Genomic DNA, 18327 nt, shown 5'->3' with positions numbered 1-18327 from the left:
GTCGTATGGATAAAATAGAAGTTAGGGGTGCCCGCACCCACAATTTAAAAGACATTTCACTCACCATTCCAAGAGACAAATTGATAGTGATCACGGGTCTTTCTGGCTCAGGGAAGTCGTCTTTAGCATTTGACACCTTATACGCAGAAGGCCAGCGTCGTTATGTTGAGTCTTTATCTGCGTACGCGAGGCAATTTTTATCGCTGATGGAAAAACCAGATGTGGATCACATTGAGGGCTTGTCTCCCGCGATTTCCATTGAGCAGAAGTCGACTTCTCACAACCCACGTTCAACCGTGGGCACCATTACCGAAATATACGACTATTTAAGATTACTCTTTGCCCGAGTGGGTGAACCGAGATGCCCTACCCATGATTTACCGTTAGCCGCACAAACTATCAGTCAAATGGTTGATACTGTATTGGCACTACCTGAGGGTAGCAAACTCATGCTACTTGCACCGGTGGTGAAAAACCGTAAAGGTGAGCACGTAAAACTGCTAGAAGAGCTTGCGAGCCAAGGTTTTATTCGTGCACGTATTGATGGCGAGGTGTGCGATCTCTCAGATCCACCAACGCTAGAGTTACAGAAAAAACATACCATAGAAGTCGTGGTGGATCGTTTCAAAGTCAAAGCAGGGCTTGAGCAGCGGTTAGCCGAATCTTTTGAAACCGCGCTTGATTTGGCTGATGGCATTGCGCAAATCGCCTATATGGATGATAGCGACGCAGACGAACTGATCTTCTCGGCCAACTTTGCCTGTCCAACTTGTGGCTATGCCATGAGCGAACTTGAACCAAGATTGTTTTCTTTCAATAACCCAGCAGGTGCCTGCCAAAGCTGTGATGGCTTGGGGGTAAAGCAGTATTTTGATCCCAAACGTGTAGTGCAAAACCCAGAACTAAGCTTATCTGGCGGTGCAATCAAAGGGTGGGATAAACGCAGTTTTTACTATTTTCAGATGCTAAGCTCAGTTGCCGAGCAATATGGATTTGACTTAGAAACGCCATTTCAGGATCTGCCGAGTAAATTTCAAAAAGTGGTACTAGAAGGCTCAGGCAAAACTAAAATCGCGTTTAAGTATCGTAATGACAGAGGCGATCTTATCACCCGCAATCACGAGTTTGAAGGCGTGTTAAACAATATGAATCGCCGTTATCGGGAAACGGAGTCAAGCTCAGTAAGAGAAGAGCTCGCCAAATACCAAACCAGCCAAGCGTGTCCAAGTTGCCATGGCTCACGCCTGCGCGAAGAAGCTCGCCATGTGTTTATCGGCTCGACCAATCTGCCAACTGTAACAACGATGAGTATCGGCGAAGCCAGTCAATTTTTTATCGACTTAGCACTCACAGGCCAAAAAGCACAAATTGCGGACAAAATACTCAAAGAGATCCGCGACCGTTTATCTTTCTTGATCAATGTAGGCCTAAATTACCTCTCTTTGGAGCGTAGTGCTGATACTTTATCTGGCGGTGAAGCTCAGCGGATCCGTCTTGCAAGCCAAATTGGCGCTGGTCTCGTGGGGGTAATGTACGTACTAGATGAGCCTTCAATTGGTCTACATCAGCGCGATAACGACCGCTTACTTAAAACACTCACGCACTTAAGAGATCTTGGCAACACCGTGATTGTAGTAGAGCACGACGAAGATGCCATTCGTGCAGCCGATCACATCATCGATATCGGTCCAGGAGCCGGCGTACACGGCGGCTATGTTGTTGCAGAGGGAACTCGCGATGAGATAATGCAAAGTAAAGACTCATTAACGGGTCAATATCTCAGTGGCGAGAAATGCATTGAAGTTCCAGCACAACGTCATCAATGTGATGACAAGTGGCTTGAGCTTAAAGGCGCAACGGGCAACAACCTAAAAAGTGTCGACTTAAAAGTGCCTGTTGGGCTCATGACCTGCGTAACTGGGGTATCTGGTTCGGGTAAATCTACCCTCATTAATGACACCCTATTCAAGCTTGCTCATCAGGAATTAAACGGTGCAACAACGCAAGAAGCTGCACCATATGAATCAGTTCATGGGCTAGATCACTTCGATAAAGTTATCGATATTGATCAGAGTCCTATCGGTCGCACACCACGTTCAAACCCAGCAACTTATACAGGGATCTTTACTGCTATCCGTGAACTATTTGCGGGGACGCAAGAATCGCGTTCACGCGGTTATAAGGTTGGCCGCTTTAGTTTTAATGTTAAAGGCGGTCGCTGTGAAGCCTGTCAAGGCGATGGCGTTATCAAGGTAGAAATGCACTTCCTGCCGGATGTCTACGTTCCTTGCGATGTCTGTACCGGTAAGCGCTACAACCGTGAAACACTGGAAGTGCTGTATAAAGGTAAAAATATCCACGAAGTGTTGGAAATGACCGTTGAGGACGCTAGAGAATTTTTTGATAAAATTCCCGCGATCAATCGCAAACTACAAACTTTAATGGACGTTGGCCTTTCCTACATTCGCTTAGGGCAAGCCGCCACGACTTTGTCCGGTGGTGAAGCGCAGCGTGTTAAGCTCGCTCGTGAACTATCAAAACGAGATACCGGTAAAACACTCTACATTCTCGATGAGCCGACCACAGGTCTGCACTTCCATGATATTCAACAGCTACTCGCCGTACTGCATCGTCTGCGCGATCATGGTAATACGGTATTAGTTATCGAGCATAACCTGGATGTTATCAAAACCGCGGATTGGATCGTGGACTTAGGTCCAGAGGGGGGAGCTGGAGGAGGTCAAATACTCGTCTCAGGTACACCTGAAACGGTGGCTAACTTTGCGGCTTCGCATACAGGTAAGTACCTTAAGCCTTTATTGTCTTAATTTCTAAAAGTCTCTATTATTGGTGCATAATAATTACAAATTCATTTATTATGCATCAACTTCTCGCACCAAAAAACTTAACCGCGTACCTAGCAAGACTGCGCTTTTCCATCGGCCAATTTTGGCAAAGTCTAACGCTGGCTCAACGTTATTATTTAATCAGTTTTATCATTTTTATGTTCAGCTTGAGTGAAACTGAAGATAATAATTTCATCGGCTTTTTGATCTTAATAACCACTGTAACGGCACTATGTTATGAGTTTTGGCCGAGGATCATGACCTTTTGGGAAAGTGTGCCTGGCAAAGCACTGATACTGTTATTTTACGCCTTTATCGCGAACTTTGTGTTGGTTCAAGCTGATGGTCGTATCAATGATTTAACTGGCGTCAGCACAGATAATTTCCCTTACACACATAATTTGAGTGTGTTGCTGTCGTTACCTACTTGGTTCTTTATTACCAGTACCTTCTTGTTAATTCTCGCGCAGCTCTTTATGACCTGCTATGTCGTTGTGCTTTTCCTACTTAAGCCATTGCGTATAAAGCCTTTTTGGCACCAGAATCACTATCGCTACCCGGCAACAACAGCAATCATCAGGCTGATCATGTGTTTTGTTTTATTAGCTTTTTTGGTGCTTGGCATCGCTAAATCAGGTGCTTCAACCGCATTTACTGAGTTTTCTTCTGATTTCAAAATAGATGAGGACGGAATTTCTTTCCAAGCCAACGCGAAAGAATCACGCACCTCTGACTCCACAGAAGAAAACGAAGGAGCATCGGAAACTCAACCACAACAGGCCAACATGAGTAGCGATACTCCACAACAAGATGAAGCACAGCCCACGGAAGATGAGCCGGAGTCGTTAACGGTATCTATTAATAACGATCCCAACCCGGATTTGCACGAGCAAGGTAAAAACTATAACGATGTGCTTAATCAAATACTGGCTTACTTTATCTTTCGCTTTGAGTCTGACGGAAACTCACGCTGTGAACATAGCGAAGGCAGTAATATTGTTGAATTAAACGATTATGAGATCTTAGAGATCATGCCGGATAACGCCGCGGAATACGGCTACACCTATACAGTAAAGCCTTGTATTTCAGCGGCAATTGGTCACCAGTTTAAGCCGCAGCAACCATAAAAGTACCTAGCGCATCGCGCTCTTGCTGACTCAGCGGTTGGGATTGCTTAACCGCAAAGTCATATCGCACCATAATGGTTTTACCTTCAGCACAGCATTCTCCATGCTGCCAAGCCTGCTGCAAAATCAAAAATGAGCTGTTGCCGATATGTTCAACAGCCGTTTTTATTTCGACTTCCTGACCATAAAATAGCTCCCCTTTAAAAGTAACTTCGACTTTAGCAACAATCAATTTCCACTCTTTTGGATTTAAATCTGGTGTAAATATTTTGAAAATAGGTGTGCGCGCGGCTTCAAACCACACAGGGAGTACGGTATTGTTGATATGTCCAAGCACGTCTGTGTCGCAAAAACGCGGCATAAGCTTTTCAGACAGCATAATAACTCCAATAAAAACTAGGGAAAAACATGAGTGATTTTATTCGCGTTTACGATAACGCACTCAGTTCAGACTTTTGCGATGAATTCGTAAAGACCTTCGATCAAAGCCCACATTTAAAACAGGGGACTACGTCTGGTGGTGTCGACTTGAGTAAAAAAGTCAGTCACGACCTTTATTTAAATTCCTATCCTGACTATGCCAAACAGTTGCAACACATTCAACAGGTTACGGCAAAGCACTTATTTGAATACCTTGAAGAACATTTCTTTATGATCATCGGTGCATTTGGACTTAAAGTGTATCACCCCAAAACAGGTGAGCCTGTCGACCTCACTGTGGATAACTTTGAAGAAGTCGGCAAGCCACAACTCCCGGTCCTTGCTCAACAGCTGTTTCGTTTGGGTGCTATCCAAGCTCAGCGCTATCAAATAAATAAAGGCGGCTATCCCTATTGGCACAGCGAAGTCTACCCTCAACATGACCATAATGAAGCCTTACACCGAGTGCTGTTATTTATGTTCTACCTTAATGATGTCGAGGAAGGTGGCGAGACCGAGTTTTATTATCAAAAGCGTAAAATTGCCCCAGTAAAAGGCTCGATGGTGATAGCACCAGGGTATTTTACACACACACATAGAGGCAATATTCCGGTTTCTAATGATAAGTATATACTCACTTCGTGGGTGTTATTTAATAGAGCAGAGCAACTCTATGGTACGCCCAAATAAGCTATCTCTATACTTCAAGGGCTGTTGAACTCAAGCATGCAAGATCAACAGACCCCACAGAACTTATTTAGCTTTGGTAAATTCAGCCCACTCTATCAGCATGGGTAAAAAATCTTCATAGCCGCACACCGCCATCATACCCGACTCATCTAAAGCCAGTGCGTCTTCTTGATATTGTGCTATGTCATCACTTTCATGAAACAGAGCGTGGCTTTCAAATAATGCTTCTTGCGGCGTGAACGTGGCGCGGATCTCTTTTCCAGCCAACACAAGCTCTTCTTTTTGATTTGGCAGGTTTTCAAGCTGTGTCAGCAGGCTAACAATGCACTCATGTGCAAGCTCCTCGCTTAGCCACCGACCTATCAACGCATGCTCGTCATTTAAGCGAGCACGAAACCCAGAAAGTGGGTCACGAATAAACTGGTATTCCATCTTTACTTCTTAACTAAATCACCTTCTTTTATTATACCTAAGTGGCGTCCGCTAAGCATTCATTGATAGAATTACCTTTTAACCACTCGATTGTTGGTCAATGCATGTCGCCTGTTGAGATCTTATTTCCTCTCATCTTTATCGTTATTTCTGGGTTTTTGAGTGCAAAGATAGGCTTTATCGCCATCAATCAGCTTGATGGCTTGCGTACTTTTATCTTTAATTTGTGTATTCCTGTGCTGTTATTTAGCAGTATGGTGCAAGCAGATCTGGAAAGCCTTACAACGGGTCCCTTGTTATTATCCTTTTATCTCCCAGTCGCTCTGACTTATGTAGGCTTATACCTATTTCTCTTTAAAGCGCAATATCGTTCAAAAGCAGACAGTGCAGCATTGGCATTAAGTGGCACCTACTCTAATACCGTGTTAGTCGGATTACCGATAATCTTAATGGCACTCGGTGAGCAAGCCGCTGCCATGGTATTTATGATTATTACATTCCACAGTGCGATGCTGTTTTTTATGACTTTTTTACTGGCAGCAAGACACAAAAATAAGGTAGATATTGTGAAACCCCTGCTGTTAAATCCAATAGTGATAAGTATTTCAAGTGGTTTGATATTGAACGTTGCTGGGTTAAAACTACCAAGTTTAATACTTGAAAGCTTTAGTTGGTTGGCAAAACCTGCTATTCCTGGGGCGCTATTTATTTTGGGTGCAAGCTTGGTGCAGTATGGTGTACGAGGAAAGTTACACGGTGCAATATGGCTAAGTGCAGTAAAACTGATGCTACTACCGGGATTGGTTTATCTCTTTGCCACTTATTTAGGATTAGCAACTCAACAAGTTCAGGTAGTGACTCTAATGAGTGCCTCTCCTTTAGGCATTAATGCCTATCTTGTTGCTAGACAGCTCGACAGCCAACAAGCAACGCTTGCGGCTACCGTTGTGCTGTCTACTGTGCTGAGTATGGTCAGCCTGACTGGGTGGTTATACTTTTTGGTATAACCGTTAATACCTAGGCGGCGTATACTTAGCAGCATCAATAATAGCCCACAAATGGAAAACGGCGGCAATCACGGGTGGAACCAATAAAAACCACAGCGCATACCCACCTACAACAACAATTGCGAAGATTAAAGCCGCCAATATACGACCTTGAACCAACTGACCAAGGCCAGGGAAAAAGACGTTACAAATCGCTGCAATTACATTACCACCAGAACCTTGTCCAGACATAGTTACCTCTCTTAGTTACTTAAAGTCTTTCTTTTTAATATATCAGATTTCATGCCAACCCTAACACTTTGATTTTAAAAGGAACCAATGAAACTCAATATTTTCTGTTCACTATAAGTTAGCCTAAACCACTAACTTTTAGCTTAAAGTTTAGCTATATTATGATGCGTAATTCAATCACTTTGATTTACATAAAATAATAATGAAAACAGGATGTCTTATGCTTAGCAAGTTTACCACCCCGCTAACAAAATTAGTCGACAAGTATCTACCCGATCCATTTGTGATTGTACTTTTACTCACTTTTTTGGTGATGATACTCGCTGCACTATTTACTCCAGCAACGCCTGTCATGGTGCTTGAGGCATGGGGTAGTGGTTTTTGGAAGCTGCTTACTTTTGCGATGCAAATGTTGTTAGTTTTATTATGTGGTCACATGCTTGCCGTGACCCCTCCAATAGCGAAAGCACTAGACCGTATAGCTGGCCTAGCTAAGACTCACTCTCAAGCAATTATACTCACTACCTTTGTTGCGATGAGCGCCAGCTGGCTAAATTGGGGGTTTGGCTTAGTTGTCGGAGCTTTGTTTGCAAAGGCCATCGCTCGAAAAGTGAAAGTCGATTATCGCCTGTTAGTGGCCAGTGCTTACTCTGGTTTTGTTGTTTGGCACGCTGGTCTATCAGGCTCAGTCCCTCTAACTATCGCAACCCCGGGCCACTTTAGTGAAAAGAGCATCGGTATTGTTACCACTTCAGAGACAATCTTTGCACCTTTTAACCTGCTCATCGTACTCAGTATTTTTATCGTTTTACCACTTATAAATAAACTGATGCTTCCCAAAGATGATGACGCAGTTATTGTTGATAAAGAAAAGCTCATTGAACAAAGTAATGATATCAGTACCCACAATACTCCGGCTGCAAAATTAGAAAATGCCTCATGGCTTGGTATGTTAGGAGGAGCAATCGGTCTTAGCTATCTAGGCTTTTACTTTATATTTAATGCAGGCACATTGACATTGAATATCGTCATAGCCCTGTTTTTGTTCTTAGCCATGCTGCTACACAAAACCCCTGCAAATATTCTCAATGGTCTACAACAAGCAATTCAAGGTGGTGCCGGTATCGTGATCCAGTTTCCTTTTTATGCTGGGATCATGGCTATGATGGTAGAAACAGGACTTGCGCAACAAATATCTCAAGGATTTGTTTCTATTAGCAGTCAATGGACATTACCACTGTGGAGCTTTTTAAGCGCAGGCCTTGTAAATATATTTGTGCCTTCAGGTGGCGGTCAGTGGGCGGTACAAGCACCAATTATCATTCCCGCAGCAGAAGCACTTAATGCAGACATAGCCAGAGTCGCGATGGCCGTTGCTTGGGGTGATGCTTGGACTAACCTGATCCAGCCATTTTGGGCACTCCCGGTACTTGCAATTGCAGGCCTTAAAGCCAAAGATATTATGGGATTTTGCCTAGTACAATTGCTGGTAACGGGTGTAATTATCGCAACTTTATTGTTGCTGCCTCTGTAAGAAGGTGCGTAACGCACCTTCTTACACAGATTAACTTGATAAAATTTTCATTGGTAAGCTTAGGATTGGATTCTCTGAATCAGCAAAATGCATCATTACCGCAACATGACCTGTAATAACAACTATATACATAATGGCGCTGACCACTTGCCCATATCGGTCAAGGGGTAATAAGTGACTGTAATTACGGCCACGCCACTCAATCAGGATTTCAAAACTACCAATCAATATGAATATCACCAGTAGGATTAAGCCAAAGGTGTAACTTATCCAGAGGCCGAATAATACTCCTGCCATACACGCTAATAACCCCACCCAAGAGCGCATTGAAAAGCTTATACTTTTTAGAACATGCCCACCATCTAACGGCAAAATGGGTAGTAAATTGAATAAGTTCAACAGCGCACTTAATACTGCAACACCAGCAAAGATTTCCATCTCTGTCGCGTAATACAACACCACTCCAAGGATTGAGGTTATCAAACCAAATGCCGGTCCCATCAAAGAAATAACTACATCTTGCCAGCGGGTCGTGATCTTATCGTCACTTACAGCCAGGCCACCAACAAAAGGGATCAAATAGATGCCTTTTGTTTTAATCCCAAAATAGCGCATAGCACGGACGTGGCCATATTCATGAACGACTAAGCAAGCCACAAGCATAAGCGCAAACTGCCAAGAAAATAGCCATGCGTACCCTGCCACGGATGCGCCAGCCAACGCAGCTTTGACCACCTTGGCACTTTTAAATAACTTTAAGCCCAATGCTGCCAAACCAAATAAGCTGCGTTTTTCTTTAGGTGTCTCGGTGCTCACTTCGAGCCACCGAAGCTCAGATCCATTTACTGCAATACCAAGTAACCCCAGAGGTAACTGCTCTGTATTTACCGCCAGTGCTTGTCCATCAATAGTCGCGAAAATGCCATTATGTTGCTCTTCAAAGGTAATCGCTTGTTGCTCGACAAAAAGCTGTACTACTTGTTGTTGGTTAAAAAAGATAGATACCGCTTTGTCCGCTAGCGAAAGCTCGACTCTATTCATATTCAGATCCAAAGGTCATTTAGGGCATTATCGCTAAAAGCGCCCGCTTCATAAAGTGCTGCCGAAATCTGAATTAGAAAAATGCAGGCAAAGTGTCATTATTGCGCTTCAAATTGAGTAAAAATCACCTTTTAAAGCGTTTTGAGATTTGAGCACTTTAAATTATTTGTACTAGACTTTAAGGAGGTAAGGTATACGAAGGAATTGTTAATGTCATTAGCAAAACATCGGATAATGGTAGTAGATGATTCACCCGCGATCCTCGTCGTAATGCAAGCTATTATGACTGAGCTTGGCATTGAGCATGTCACAACCTGCTCAAGTGCGGTGAATGCTGTAGAAAAAATACGGCAGACTCCTCATCAATTTGACGCCATTTTTACAGATCTCAATATGCCCGAAATGGATGGCATGGAGTTTATTCGCCAACTAGGAGAGCTAAGGTTCTCCGGCGGTATTATTATTATTTCCGAAATGGACGAAAAGATTATTGATCTAGCAACCAACCTTGCCAGACAATCCAATGCACATCTTATCGGCAATATTTCCAAGCCCGTACAATTGGTTGATGTCGAGCGTATGCTCAAAAAAATGGAGACGTATACCACTGTTAAACGTAGCCGCATTGAAAAGGTGACCGAAAGCGATCTTTTGCACGCCATTAGTCACAATGAAATTACGCCTTACTATCAGCCAAAGGTTCACCGTGGTGACAAAAAGATAAAAAGTGTCGAAGTGCTTGCCCGTATTGTGTCTAAAAATACCGAGCAAGTCATTTTACCGGACCATTTCATTGGCGTGGCCGAAGATACCGATCTAATCAACATTATTACTTTCCAGCTTTTTGAAAAGGCAACGGACGAGTTTAAAGCAATCAAATCTGAGCTCAATTACCCAATTAAACTGGCTTTTAATCTATCACCTGTACAATTAAATGATCTGAGCTGCCCAGATAAACTGGCACTTATTCTAGAAATAAACCGTTTAAAGCCTAGTGATATCATTTTAGAAATTACTGAAAACCAACCGATGAATCAGTCTATTCAATTGGAAACAATGAACCGTTTACGGATCCGGGGGTTTGATATTTCGTTAGATGACTTTGGTACTGGATTTACCAATATTCAGCAGTTAAAGTCTTTGCCGTTTACTGAGATCAAAATCGACCGCTCTTTGATAACCCATGTGGAATCCGATCGCTTTTCACAGGTACTTATCGACAGCTTAATCGATATCGCACAAAATCAACAATTAGACATAGTAGCTGAAGGTATAGAGCGGATTGAAGAGCTACAATACCTTGACCGCTACAAGCATAGCCTATTAATGCAGGGTTTTTTAATCAGCAAACCTAAACCACTAACAGAACTAGTTGGGTGGATACACTCTTGGCAGCGCATGATTAATTCGAACCCTTAACCTCTGGAGAGGGCGTTTCCTCTCTATCGCTTTGCGTTTCAGACGCTTCTGCAGCTTCGTCGCTGTCTTCAATCAAATTATCATGATTATCTACTCGCTCTCGCCACTTTTGCTTGGCAGCAGCTTGCATATTGGTGGTTTGCTCTCGCTCATCAACAATATCCATTCCCATTAATGATTCAAGCAAATCTTCTAATGTCACTATGCCTTGTACATCGCCATATTCATCAATGACAAGCGCAATGTGTAGACGCTTTGCCAGTAACGCTTTGAATAGCTCTGGCGCAGCTAGCGTTTCCGGTACCGTATAAAGAGGGCGAGATAGCTTACCAATTTTATAGTCTTCTCCAAGCCTATGATAAGCAAGCATAATGTCATTCTTATGCACAAAGCCGATAATGTCGTCTGTATTTTTATCAAATACCAACACCCGAGAAAAAGCAACCGAACCATGCTCAGACAAATACTCGTGCACTGTCATATCTTTATGCACCTTAAACAGTACCGTTCTTGGTGTCATAATGCTTTCGAGTTTGGCGTGGCGAAAGCGCAACAAGCTGCGAATGGTTTCAGTTTCGTCTTGATGTAATGCGCCTGCTTCAGAGCCAATCTCCGCCATCGCTTCGATTTCTTGACGAATATAGTGAGCCTCATCTTCTTTACGGCCTATCACTTTTGTTAACTGATCAGACATCCACACAAAAGGCTTCAATATTCGAACTAACCATACCAACACACTGGAAACGATAGGTGTTAATCCGCGCCAATAAGTCGCTCCTAAAGTCTTTGGAATGATTTCTGACAGTACCAAAACCAGTAGCGTCATCACTGCAGACGCAATACCAACAGCTGCATCTGAAAATACCACAGCAGCTTGTGCACCAACCCCTGCTGCACCGGCGGTATGCGCAACGGTATTTAACGTTAGAATGGCAGATAAAGGCTGATCAATGTTGTCTTTAAGGCGTTGAACTCGCGATGCTAATGCATCATTGTCTTGCTTTAAGATCCCTATATGGCTTGGCGTAATACTAAGTAGCACCGCTTCCATCACCGAACAGATAAAAGAGATAGCTATTGCCAAAAACATGTAGGTTAATAATAAAACCAAGTAAATTCTCCTCTTTATTCAACGCTAAGTATTTGCTTAACTGCATACGTTATGTTGCTCATCAACACAGACTATTAAATTTAGGACGTCTATCGCAGCAATACAACCGGTTCAAAATACTATGATATAGTTTTATCATATAATTACCTACAATAGGCGCAAATAAATGAAATTACGTACAGCCGTCACTCTACTATTTACGGCAGTCTCAACACAACTTTCAGCAAGCCCATTAGACGAATCAAAAATACAATTTTTGGGTCCCATCGCAGGCGAATCAACAATAAAGCCAGCTGACACAGCTCATCGTGATGCAATTATTGAAAACTTGCTACCATCATTACAACAAGACGTCAAACAGGTAACGCTATTCAATAATGAAAGCAAATGGCAACCACTGAATAAAATATCTCAATTAACGATACCAGGACTGCAGGCTCTGAAGTTTAATTTCACTACTGAACGTTTTGTTTCAGGTAAACTCAAGCTTGAGGGCGTCGAGAAGGCCAAAGTATTTCTAAATGGAGAGCCTGTCTCCGGTGTTAAAGAGGTTCAGCTTGATGTAGTCAAGGGCGATCATCAAATCCTCGTTATCGCTGAGCAGGTGAATGACTGGAATAAGGTTGATCTTAGCTTTGAAGGCGAAGCAGCACATGACGTTATCACGCTAACAGAAAAACAAACCAAAGCACTGTCTGCAAAGCAATTGTTTGATGCTCCAACAGTGAGTGCTATCTCACTTGCACCTAACGGCGAATATTACATTTCTACCGTACGCCACTACGATGATGAAAAAGGCAACGCAGCAATCACCGAAACAGCTTTATACAATGAAGATGGTGACATGCTTTACAGTTTCGATGGCATGAGCGCAAATAGCTTTGCGTGGCGTGATGACAGCGGCAAACTCACTTATTTAAAAGATAATAAAGCTTACGTCCTTGATGTAAAAACCTTTAAACGTACTCAAGTTGCTACTCAGCTCAATGGCGCTAATAGTATCGAGTTTTTTGATAATGACACGCTTATTTTTGCTTGGACCAACAGCGGCAAAGAAGAAGGCAAACTGACTAAACATTATCAAGGTTTAGAAGATAGATGGTCATATGCTCGCACTCAATCGCAAATCTTCTTACTCGATATAAAAAGTGGGCTACTTAATCCTGTGACCGTTGGCGCACAAAGCCACAACTTGGCCGACTTTGACGCACAAGCAAACACGGTTTTAGCAACGCGTAATAAGCAAGACTACGCGCAACCTCCTCACATGTTGACAGAGCTAATAGAAATCGATCTATCAAACAATCAGCAAAGTGTTATTGGTCAGTATCGTACATTTAGCGGCGCGCAATACACTAAAAATGGTATTTATGTAACTGCAGGTCCTGATTTTGCAGAAGGTGCGGGGCGCAACTTACCTGAAGGTATGCTCGCGAATAACTATGATGGCCAACTCTATTGGTTAGATCGCAAAGGCAACAATGTAAAAGCACTGAGTAAAAACTTTGACCCAGCCATAGGCAGCTTTACCGTACTCAGTAATGGCGATGTGGTACTAAAAGCGACTGACCAAGATCGTCAACAGCTTTTCCTCTTTGACGAAAGTAAGTCTACTTTCAAACGCTTAAACACTGGGCTGGATGTTGTCGCCAACTATTCTGTGTCGAGTGAACGTAATCCAGAGATCTTATTCACGGGAACTACAGCATCAACTCCACAACAGTTAAAAACCATGTCAACCTCAGATAAGCGAGCTGACACGCTCTGGGACTCAACAAATATCGCATACCAGAATGCGGAAATTGCCAACCTAGAAGAGTTTAATTTTACTAATACTGAAGGCGTGGAGATTAAAGGCCGCGTGTATCTACCACACGATTTAGACAAAGCTAAAAAATACCCAGCACTCGTTTATTACTACGGTGGCACTTCTCCAGTGACTCGTGGCTTTACAGGGCGTTACCCATTTAACTTATGGGCAGCAAAAGGCTATGTGGTTTATGTCTTGCAACCAACTGGTGCGACAGGTTTCGGTCAGAAATTTTCAGCAGAGCACGTCAATGCTTGGGGTGAACACACCGCTAACGATATCATCATGGGTACCAAAGAGTTTGTGAAAGCCTACCCTTTCGTTGATGACAAGCGTTTAGGTAATTTAGGTGCTTCTTACGGCGGCTTCATGACCATGCTGCTAACAACAAAAACTGATTTGTTCTCAGCTTCTATCTCACATGCTGGTATTTCTAATATTACTTCATACTGGGGCCAAGGCTGGTGGGGTTATTTGTATTCTGGCGAGGCCTCAAAAGGAAGTTTCCCTTGGAACAATCCAACGCTTTACTCACAACATAGCCCGGTATTTAATGCAGACAAAGTAACAACACCATTATTGTTAATTCACGGCGACGCGGATACCAATGTGCCGCCAGGTGAAAGTCACAATATGTATACCGCATTGAAGATCCTTGGCCAAGATGTTGAGTTGGTCGAATACAAAGGCGCAGATCATCAAATTTTTGCTCGTGACAAGCGCTTCCATTGGTGGAACACCATGCTGGCTTATTTCGATAAACATTTAAAGCAAGAGCCACAATGGTGGGAACATCTATACGGTAAGTAATCAACACTAGGCGGCACTCTGTGTCGCCTTTTTGTTTATGGAAGCAGCAATCAAACACATCATTGTATATAATTTAATAATAAAGCTCGGTTTCCTCTTGATCGAACTAGGTTGTCAGGTTAACGTGCCAGATACAGAGTTGTAAGAATTCGTTTCATGTACTTCCAAGCAGCGATCTCTCAGTGTTATATTAACGACAATTAAACAACAATTAACAGTGAAAACATGAGCATAAAGGTTTTATTAGTTGAAGATGATGAACTCTTAGCAAAGCGACTGTGTAGTCACTTTGAAAATACCGAGTTCAGTATCACTGTAGACAATACAGGGGCTACTGCGCTTGAGCTTATTCAATCTCAAACCCAAAACCCATTTGCACTTGCTATTGTTGATGTTGTTTTACCTGCCACCGATGGCCTGCAACTTGCGAAAGAGATTAATACCTTATCAGACCTTGGTGTCATCATGCTTTCTAGCCGAGACTCTCAAGCCGACAGAATCGCAGGTCTTGCGCAAGGTGCTGATGACTACGTTTGTAAGCCTGTTGATACGCTTGAGCTTGAACTGCGTATGCGTGCCTTATACAAACGTTTAGTTGGTAATAAAGACGATGAATCGGAAGAGTTTATCGAATATGCTGACTTTAAACTACACCCTGATAACCGTACCTTAATCAATCAACATGGTATTGAGTCTCGACTTACCGAAGCAGAGCATAAAGTATTAATTTGTCTTATTTCCAATGCAGGAAGGGCAACATCCAGAGAGCGTATTTCAGAAGACATTGGGCAACCTGATTGGAGCCCAAGTGACAGAACGGTTGATGTCTTAGTTGGCCGACTACGCAAAAAACTCGGCGATGAAAAAGAGCAAAAACGCATTGTGACGGTTCGCGGCAAGGGTTATATGTTATCAGCTTAACCTTTACCAATTATACACTCCCTATCTATTGAAATGCCGTTAGCTAGAACTGTGTTAACTGACCTAACAACCTCTCCAGCGCACGATAACTAAGCGCCTCCTTTAAATGTGACAAGCTAATATTAGGTGTCGAGCTCAGATCTGCTATGGTACGCGCGACCTTGATTATTCGATGATATGAACGTGGTGATAGCTTTAGTTTTTCTGCTGCCTTTGCTAGAAATAAACGTTCAGTATCAGCAAGATAGCAGATATGATTTAGCTCTTTTACACTCAGTTGATCGTTACATTTTCCCTGACGTGCTAAAGCTGTTTTATAGGCCTGTTCCACCCTAGCCCTTATTGTCTCGCTAGACTCTCCATCACTCTGGGATTGTAGCTCTTCTGTTTTTAGACGAGGTAATTCTACCTGTAGATCTATTCGGTCTAAAAATGGACCTGAAATCTTAGCCAAATAGCGCAATACTTGATCCGGAGACGCTCGCTTGTCAGTGTAACAACCTGTAGGACTGGGATTTAATGCTGCAATCAGTTGAAAGTTTGCAGGGTAATCAACTTGCCGAGCTGCGCGCGAAATCGTTACCATGCCCGTTTCCATTGGCTCACGTAATGAGTCCAGTACCTTCCTATCAAATTCTGGCAACTCGTCCAAAAATAGAACGCCATTATTTGACAATGATATCTCCCCAGGCTTAGGGTTCGACGAGCCTCCAACCAAGGCTACCGCAGAGCAAGTATGATGTGGAGCTCTAAAAGGCCTTGTTTTCCAGTTTGATTGACTGATTGTTTTTCCCAGTATGGAATAGATAGAAGCTGTTTCTAATGCCTGATTATCCGTCATTAGTGGCATTATAGTGGGTAGACGCTGAGCAAGCATCGATTTTCCAGTGCCCGGAGGACCAAGAAATAAAACGTTATGCCCACCTGCCGCGGCTATTTCTAGCACTCGCTTCGCCCCCTCTTGCCCTTTCACCTCAGCCATATCCAGCAAGCTCCCACCTGAAGCTTCAATAGTTAAATTATCTGGGTAGAGTTGATTAAACCTAAGTGATTGCTGGCCGCTTAAGCCTAACCATGCTGTACGCAAGCAGCTTATAGCAACACGATTGGCATCAGCGGCGAGGCTCGCAACTGCATCGTTACCAATTGGTAAGTAAGCAGTTCTCCCCTCCTTCGCTGCTGCAATAACAGATGGCAAAATCGCAGTGACCGTCCTCAGCTCACCATTTAACGCAAGCTCACCATAAAACTCTTTATCAGCAATAGCATGGCTATCTAACTGTCCTGATGCGACGAGAACACCGAGTGCGATTGCAAAGTCAAAGCGGCCACCGTCTTTGGGTAGATCTGCTGGTGCTAAGTTTACTGTGATACGCTGTTCTGGAAATAAAAAGCCAGCATTAACAAGGGCACTACGAACGCGCTCTTTGGCTTCTTTAACTGAGGTTTCGGGTAACCCAACAATACTAAAGGCAGGTAAACCGTTGCTAAGGTGCACCTCAACAATTACCTCGGGAGCGGTAATACCAACTTGTGCTCGAGTGAAGACTCTTGCTAAAGACATCCATGTCTCCTGCTTACTTAAAATTTATAGTTAAATACGTGTAACACCAAGTGGTATCGCATAGCCGCTAATCTTAATAACAAAGTTGCCGCCATGGACAATACCATTACGTATTCTGTTGCCATGCCCAATTTAATTGCTTGAGTATAGACTATCCCGCCAAAAATGCAGGTGATCGCGTATAACTCTCCTTTTAGAAGTAGGGGGATCTCTCGAGCTAATACGTCTCTGATAACCCCACCAAAACACCCGGTCAATACGCCCATGATCACAGCTGTAGTATCAGGCATTCCGATACTTAAAGCCTTTTGTACTCCCATTACAGCGAAAAAAGCAAGTCCAATGGCATCAGCAACCTGCAGTACAGTTCTTGGAATATTTTGATGCCGATTTAGCCACCATATGCTCACAGCGACAGCAAATAAAATAGCGTAAATATAGCTAGTATCATGAAGCCAAAAAACAGGTTGATCTAAAATCAAGTCTCGTAATGTCCCCCCCCCGATACCAGTTACAGTCGCAAGGACAATCACACCAAAGCCATCCATGTGTTTACTATGCGCAATTAAGGTTCCCGAGATCGCAAAAACCATAACGCCCAAGAGATCAAACCAATGATAGAGTTCTGACATTTCGTAATTAGTTGTGAAACAAAAGCAAAATCATAACGAAGATCTCACACAAAAGGTAGTAGGATCGCCGATATTTACAGTTTTCAATGTACTGAGTAAAGTGACTTTATGAAATGTTTAGGATGAATACTTGTGGGTAAACCGCCTATCACGATACATGTTTATACTGTGGTGTAGCGCATTTACTTAGGTTTAGAATATTTTTTCAGAACTTCATTGCAAACCATCGGCGGATAAACAACCTCCGACCATGCTGCACTTGCAGATACTGTGGTAGGAGCGAGTTTACCTCGCGAGGTTTTAATTGCTTGCGAGGTTTTCTATTTCTCAAATCTCTATACCCCAAACAGCAAAAAACCCGTCGCATTGCTGCAACGGGTTTCTCTTATTTGGCCCTGGCGATGTTCTACTTTCACATGGGTAATCCACACTATCATCGACGCTGTTTTGTTTCACTTCTGAGTTCGGCATGGGGTCAGGTGGGTCCAAAACGCTATAGTCACCAGGAAATTCTGTTCATCAATGAAGTCTCCCTCATTAATGTAAATCCGGAAAAAGCTATTAAATTCTTTTGTCTACTTTAGTCTATTAACTTCTGTTAGCTAAGGCCTCCATGGATGGAGGTCATGCTAGGAATTGTCTGGAACAATTCTAGTAAACCACTTTGGCGTTGTATGGTTAAGCCTCACGGGTAATTAGTACGAGTTAGCTTAATGCCTCACAGCACTTCCA

The 18327-nt window shown here is 43.0% G+C and carries 15 protein-coding genes and 1 rRNA gene; 8 read left to right on the top strand and 8 right to left on the bottom strand.

From position 1 onward, the window contains the following. The first annotated feature begins 5 nt into the window (after positions 1-5). Complete coding sequence (gene uvrA, locus NO992_RS05650; RefSeq protein ID WP_017219024.1) at positions 6-2828, top strand: excinuclease ABC subunit UvrA; 2823 nt, start codon at positions 6-8, stop codon at positions 2826-2828. A gap of 50 nt (positions 2829-2878) precedes the next feature. Then, on the top strand, positions 2879-3973 hold the full coding sequence (locus NO992_RS05645) for a hypothetical protein (RefSeq protein WP_010376628.1): 1095 nt from the start codon (positions 2879-2881) through the stop codon (positions 3971-3973). Here the strand turns inward: NO992_RS05645 and NO992_RS05640 are convergent. Beyond that, on the bottom strand, positions 3954-4352 hold the full coding sequence (locus NO992_RS05640; protein ID WP_371375073.1) for an acyl-CoA thioesterase: 399 nt from the start codon (positions 4350-4352) through the stop codon (positions 3954-3956). The genes NO992_RS05645 and NO992_RS05640 overlap by 20 nt on opposite strands. Before the next feature lie 29 nt (positions 4353-4381). Here NO992_RS05640 and NO992_RS05635 point away from each other — a divergent pair, with 29 nt between their 5' ends. Continuing rightward, positions 4382-5083, top strand: a complete 702-nt coding sequence (locus NO992_RS05635) for a 2OG-Fe(II) oxygenase (protein WP_017219022.1) — start codon at positions 4382-4384, stop codon at positions 5081-5083. Between the two features lie 63 nt (positions 5084-5146). Here NO992_RS05635 and NO992_RS05630 read toward each other — a convergent pair whose 3' ends face one another. Beyond that, positions 5147-5515: a YacL family protein gene (locus NO992_RS05630; RefSeq protein ID WP_017219021.1), complete on the bottom strand. Its 369-nt coding sequence runs from the start codon at positions 5513-5515 to the stop codon at positions 5147-5149. A gap of 104 nt (positions 5516-5619) precedes the next feature. On the opposite strand from NO992_RS05630, the gene NO992_RS05625 reads away from it, so the two are divergent. Next, complete coding sequence (locus NO992_RS05625) at positions 5620-6522, top strand: AEC family transporter (RefSeq protein ID WP_371375067.1); 903 nt, start codon at positions 5620-5622, stop codon at positions 6520-6522. A 3-nt stretch (positions 6523-6525) separates the two neighbouring features. Here the strand turns inward: NO992_RS05625 and NO992_RS05620 are convergent, their stop codons facing one another. After that, the gene (locus NO992_RS05620; protein ID WP_010376621.1) at positions 6526-6753 is read right to left on the bottom strand and encodes a hypothetical protein; all 228 of its coding nucleotides are present in this window, start codon (positions 6751-6753) and stop codon (positions 6526-6528) included. Positions 6754-6973: 220 nt separating this feature from the next. On the opposite strand from NO992_RS05620, the gene NO992_RS05615 reads away from it, so the two are divergent. Beyond that, positions 6974-8287 (top strand): short-chain fatty acid transporter, encoded by a 1314-nt coding sequence (locus NO992_RS05615; RefSeq protein WP_371375064.1) that lies wholly within the window; start codon positions 6974-6976, stop codon positions 8285-8287. Positions 8288-8317: 30 nt separating this feature from the next. Here the strand turns inward: NO992_RS05615 and NO992_RS05610 are convergent, their stop codons facing one another. Continuing rightward, positions 8318-9328: a metalloprotease gene (locus NO992_RS05610; RefSeq protein ID WP_371375062.1), complete on the bottom strand. Its 1011-nt coding sequence runs from the start codon at positions 9326-9328 to the stop codon at positions 8318-8320. 210 nt (positions 9329-9538) lie between these two features. Here NO992_RS05610 and NO992_RS05605 point away from each other — a divergent pair, with 210 nt between their 5' ends. Further along, positions 9539-10747: an EAL domain-containing protein gene (locus NO992_RS05605; protein ID WP_371375059.1), complete on the top strand. Its 1209-nt coding sequence runs from the start codon at positions 9539-9541 to the stop codon at positions 10745-10747. On the opposite strand, the gene NO992_RS05600 is transcribed toward NO992_RS05605, so the two are convergent. Then, positions 10731-11858, bottom strand: coding sequence for a hemolysin family protein (locus tag NO992_RS05600; RefSeq protein WP_026001070.1), 1128 nt, complete (start codon positions 11856-11858; stop codon positions 10731-10733). The two genes, NO992_RS05605 and NO992_RS05600, sit on opposite strands and share 17 nt — an antisense overlap. 166 nt (positions 11859-12024) lie before the next feature. On the opposite strand from NO992_RS05600, the gene NO992_RS05595 reads away from it, so the two are divergent. Both NO992_RS05595 and NO992_RS05590 read left to right on the top strand, forming a co-directional pair. Next, positions 12025-14478, top strand: coding sequence for an alpha/beta hydrolase family protein (locus tag NO992_RS05595; protein ID WP_371375056.1), 2454 nt, complete (start codon positions 12025-12027; stop codon positions 14476-14478). Between the two features lie 225 nt (positions 14479-14703). Next, on the top strand, positions 14704-15399 hold the full coding sequence (locus NO992_RS05590; RefSeq protein ID WP_017219015.1) for a response regulator transcription factor: 696 nt from the start codon (positions 14704-14706) through the stop codon (positions 15397-15399). 43 nt (positions 15400-15442) lie between these two features. Here NO992_RS05590 and NO992_RS05585 read toward each other — a convergent pair whose 3' ends face one another. The 3 genes from NO992_RS05585 to rrf form a co-directional block, all read right to left on the bottom strand. After that, positions 15443-16963 (bottom strand): YifB family Mg chelatase-like AAA ATPase, encoded by a 1521-nt coding sequence (locus NO992_RS05585; protein ID WP_371375053.1) that lies wholly within the window; start codon positions 16961-16963, stop codon positions 15443-15445. Positions 16964-16980: 17 nt separating this feature from the next. Then, positions 16981-17595 (bottom strand): trimeric intracellular cation channel family protein, encoded by a 615-nt coding sequence (locus tag NO992_RS05580; protein ID WP_010376603.1) that lies wholly within the window; start codon positions 17593-17595, stop codon positions 16981-16983. A 393-nt stretch (positions 17596-17988) separates the two neighbouring features. After that, a 5S ribosomal RNA gene (rrf, locus tag NO992_RS05575) occupies positions 17989-18102 on the bottom strand. Between the last annotated feature and the right edge of the window lie 225 nt (positions 18103-18327).

This window comes from Pseudoalteromonas sp. DY56-GL79 (assembly GCF_041414765.1).
GTDB classification, from domain to species: domain Bacteria; phylum Pseudomonadota; class Gammaproteobacteria; order Enterobacterales; family Alteromonadaceae; genus Pseudoalteromonas; species Pseudoalteromonas piscicida.
This window is presented reverse-complemented; position numbering and strand designations above follow the sequence as displayed.

Bases quoted from the DNA above. Each gene is read 5' to 3' on its own strand.
- NO992_RS05590 (WP_017219015.1), top strand. From the start codon at position 14,704: ATGAGCATAAAGGTTTTATTAGTTGAAGATGATGAACTCTTAGCAAAG.
- NO992_RS05615 (WP_371375064.1), top strand. From the start codon at position 6,974: ATGCTTAGCAAGTTTACCACCCCGCTAACAAAATTAGTCGACAAGTAT.
- NO992_RS05625 (WP_371375067.1), top strand. From the start codon at position 5,620: ATGTCGCCTGTTGAGATCTTATTTCCTCTCATCTTTATCGTTATTTCT.
- NO992_RS05610 (WP_371375062.1), bottom strand. From the start codon at position 9,328: ATGAATAGAGTCGAGCTTTCGCTAGCGGACAAAGCGGTATCTATCTTT.
- uvrA (WP_017219024.1), top strand. From the start codon at position 6: ATGGATAAAATAGAAGTTAGGGGTGCCCGCACCCACAATTTAAAAGAC.
- NO992_RS05640 (WP_371375073.1), bottom strand. From the start codon at position 4,352: ATGCTGTCTGAAAAGCTTATGCCGCGTTTTTGCGACACAGACGTGCTT.
- NO992_RS05620 (WP_010376621.1), bottom strand. From the start codon at position 6,753: ATGTCTGGACAAGGTTCTGGTGGTAATGTAATTGCAGCGATTTGTAAC.
- NO992_RS05580 (WP_010376603.1), bottom strand. From the start codon at position 17,595: ATGTCAGAACTCTATCATTGGTTTGATCTCTTGGGCGTTATGGTTTTT.
- NO992_RS05585 (WP_371375053.1), bottom strand. From the start codon at position 16,963: ATGTCTTTAGCAAGAGTCTTCACTCGAGCACAAGTTGGTATTACCGCT.
- NO992_RS05630 (WP_017219021.1), bottom strand. From the start codon at position 5,515: ATGGAATACCAGTTTATTCGTGACCCACTTTCTGGGTTTCGTGCTCGC.
- NO992_RS05635 (WP_017219022.1), top strand. From the start codon at position 4,382: ATGAGTGATTTTATTCGCGTTTACGATAACGCACTCAGTTCAGACTTT.
- NO992_RS05605 (WP_371375059.1), top strand. From the start codon at position 9,539: ATGTCATTAGCAAAACATCGGATAATGGTAGTAGATGATTCACCCGCG.
- NO992_RS05595 (WP_371375056.1), top strand. From the start codon at position 12,025: ATGAAATTACGTACAGCCGTCACTCTACTATTTACGGCAGTCTCAACA.
- NO992_RS05645 (WP_010376628.1), top strand. From the start codon at position 2,879: ATGCATCAACTTCTCGCACCAAAAAACTTAACCGCGTACCTAGCAAGA.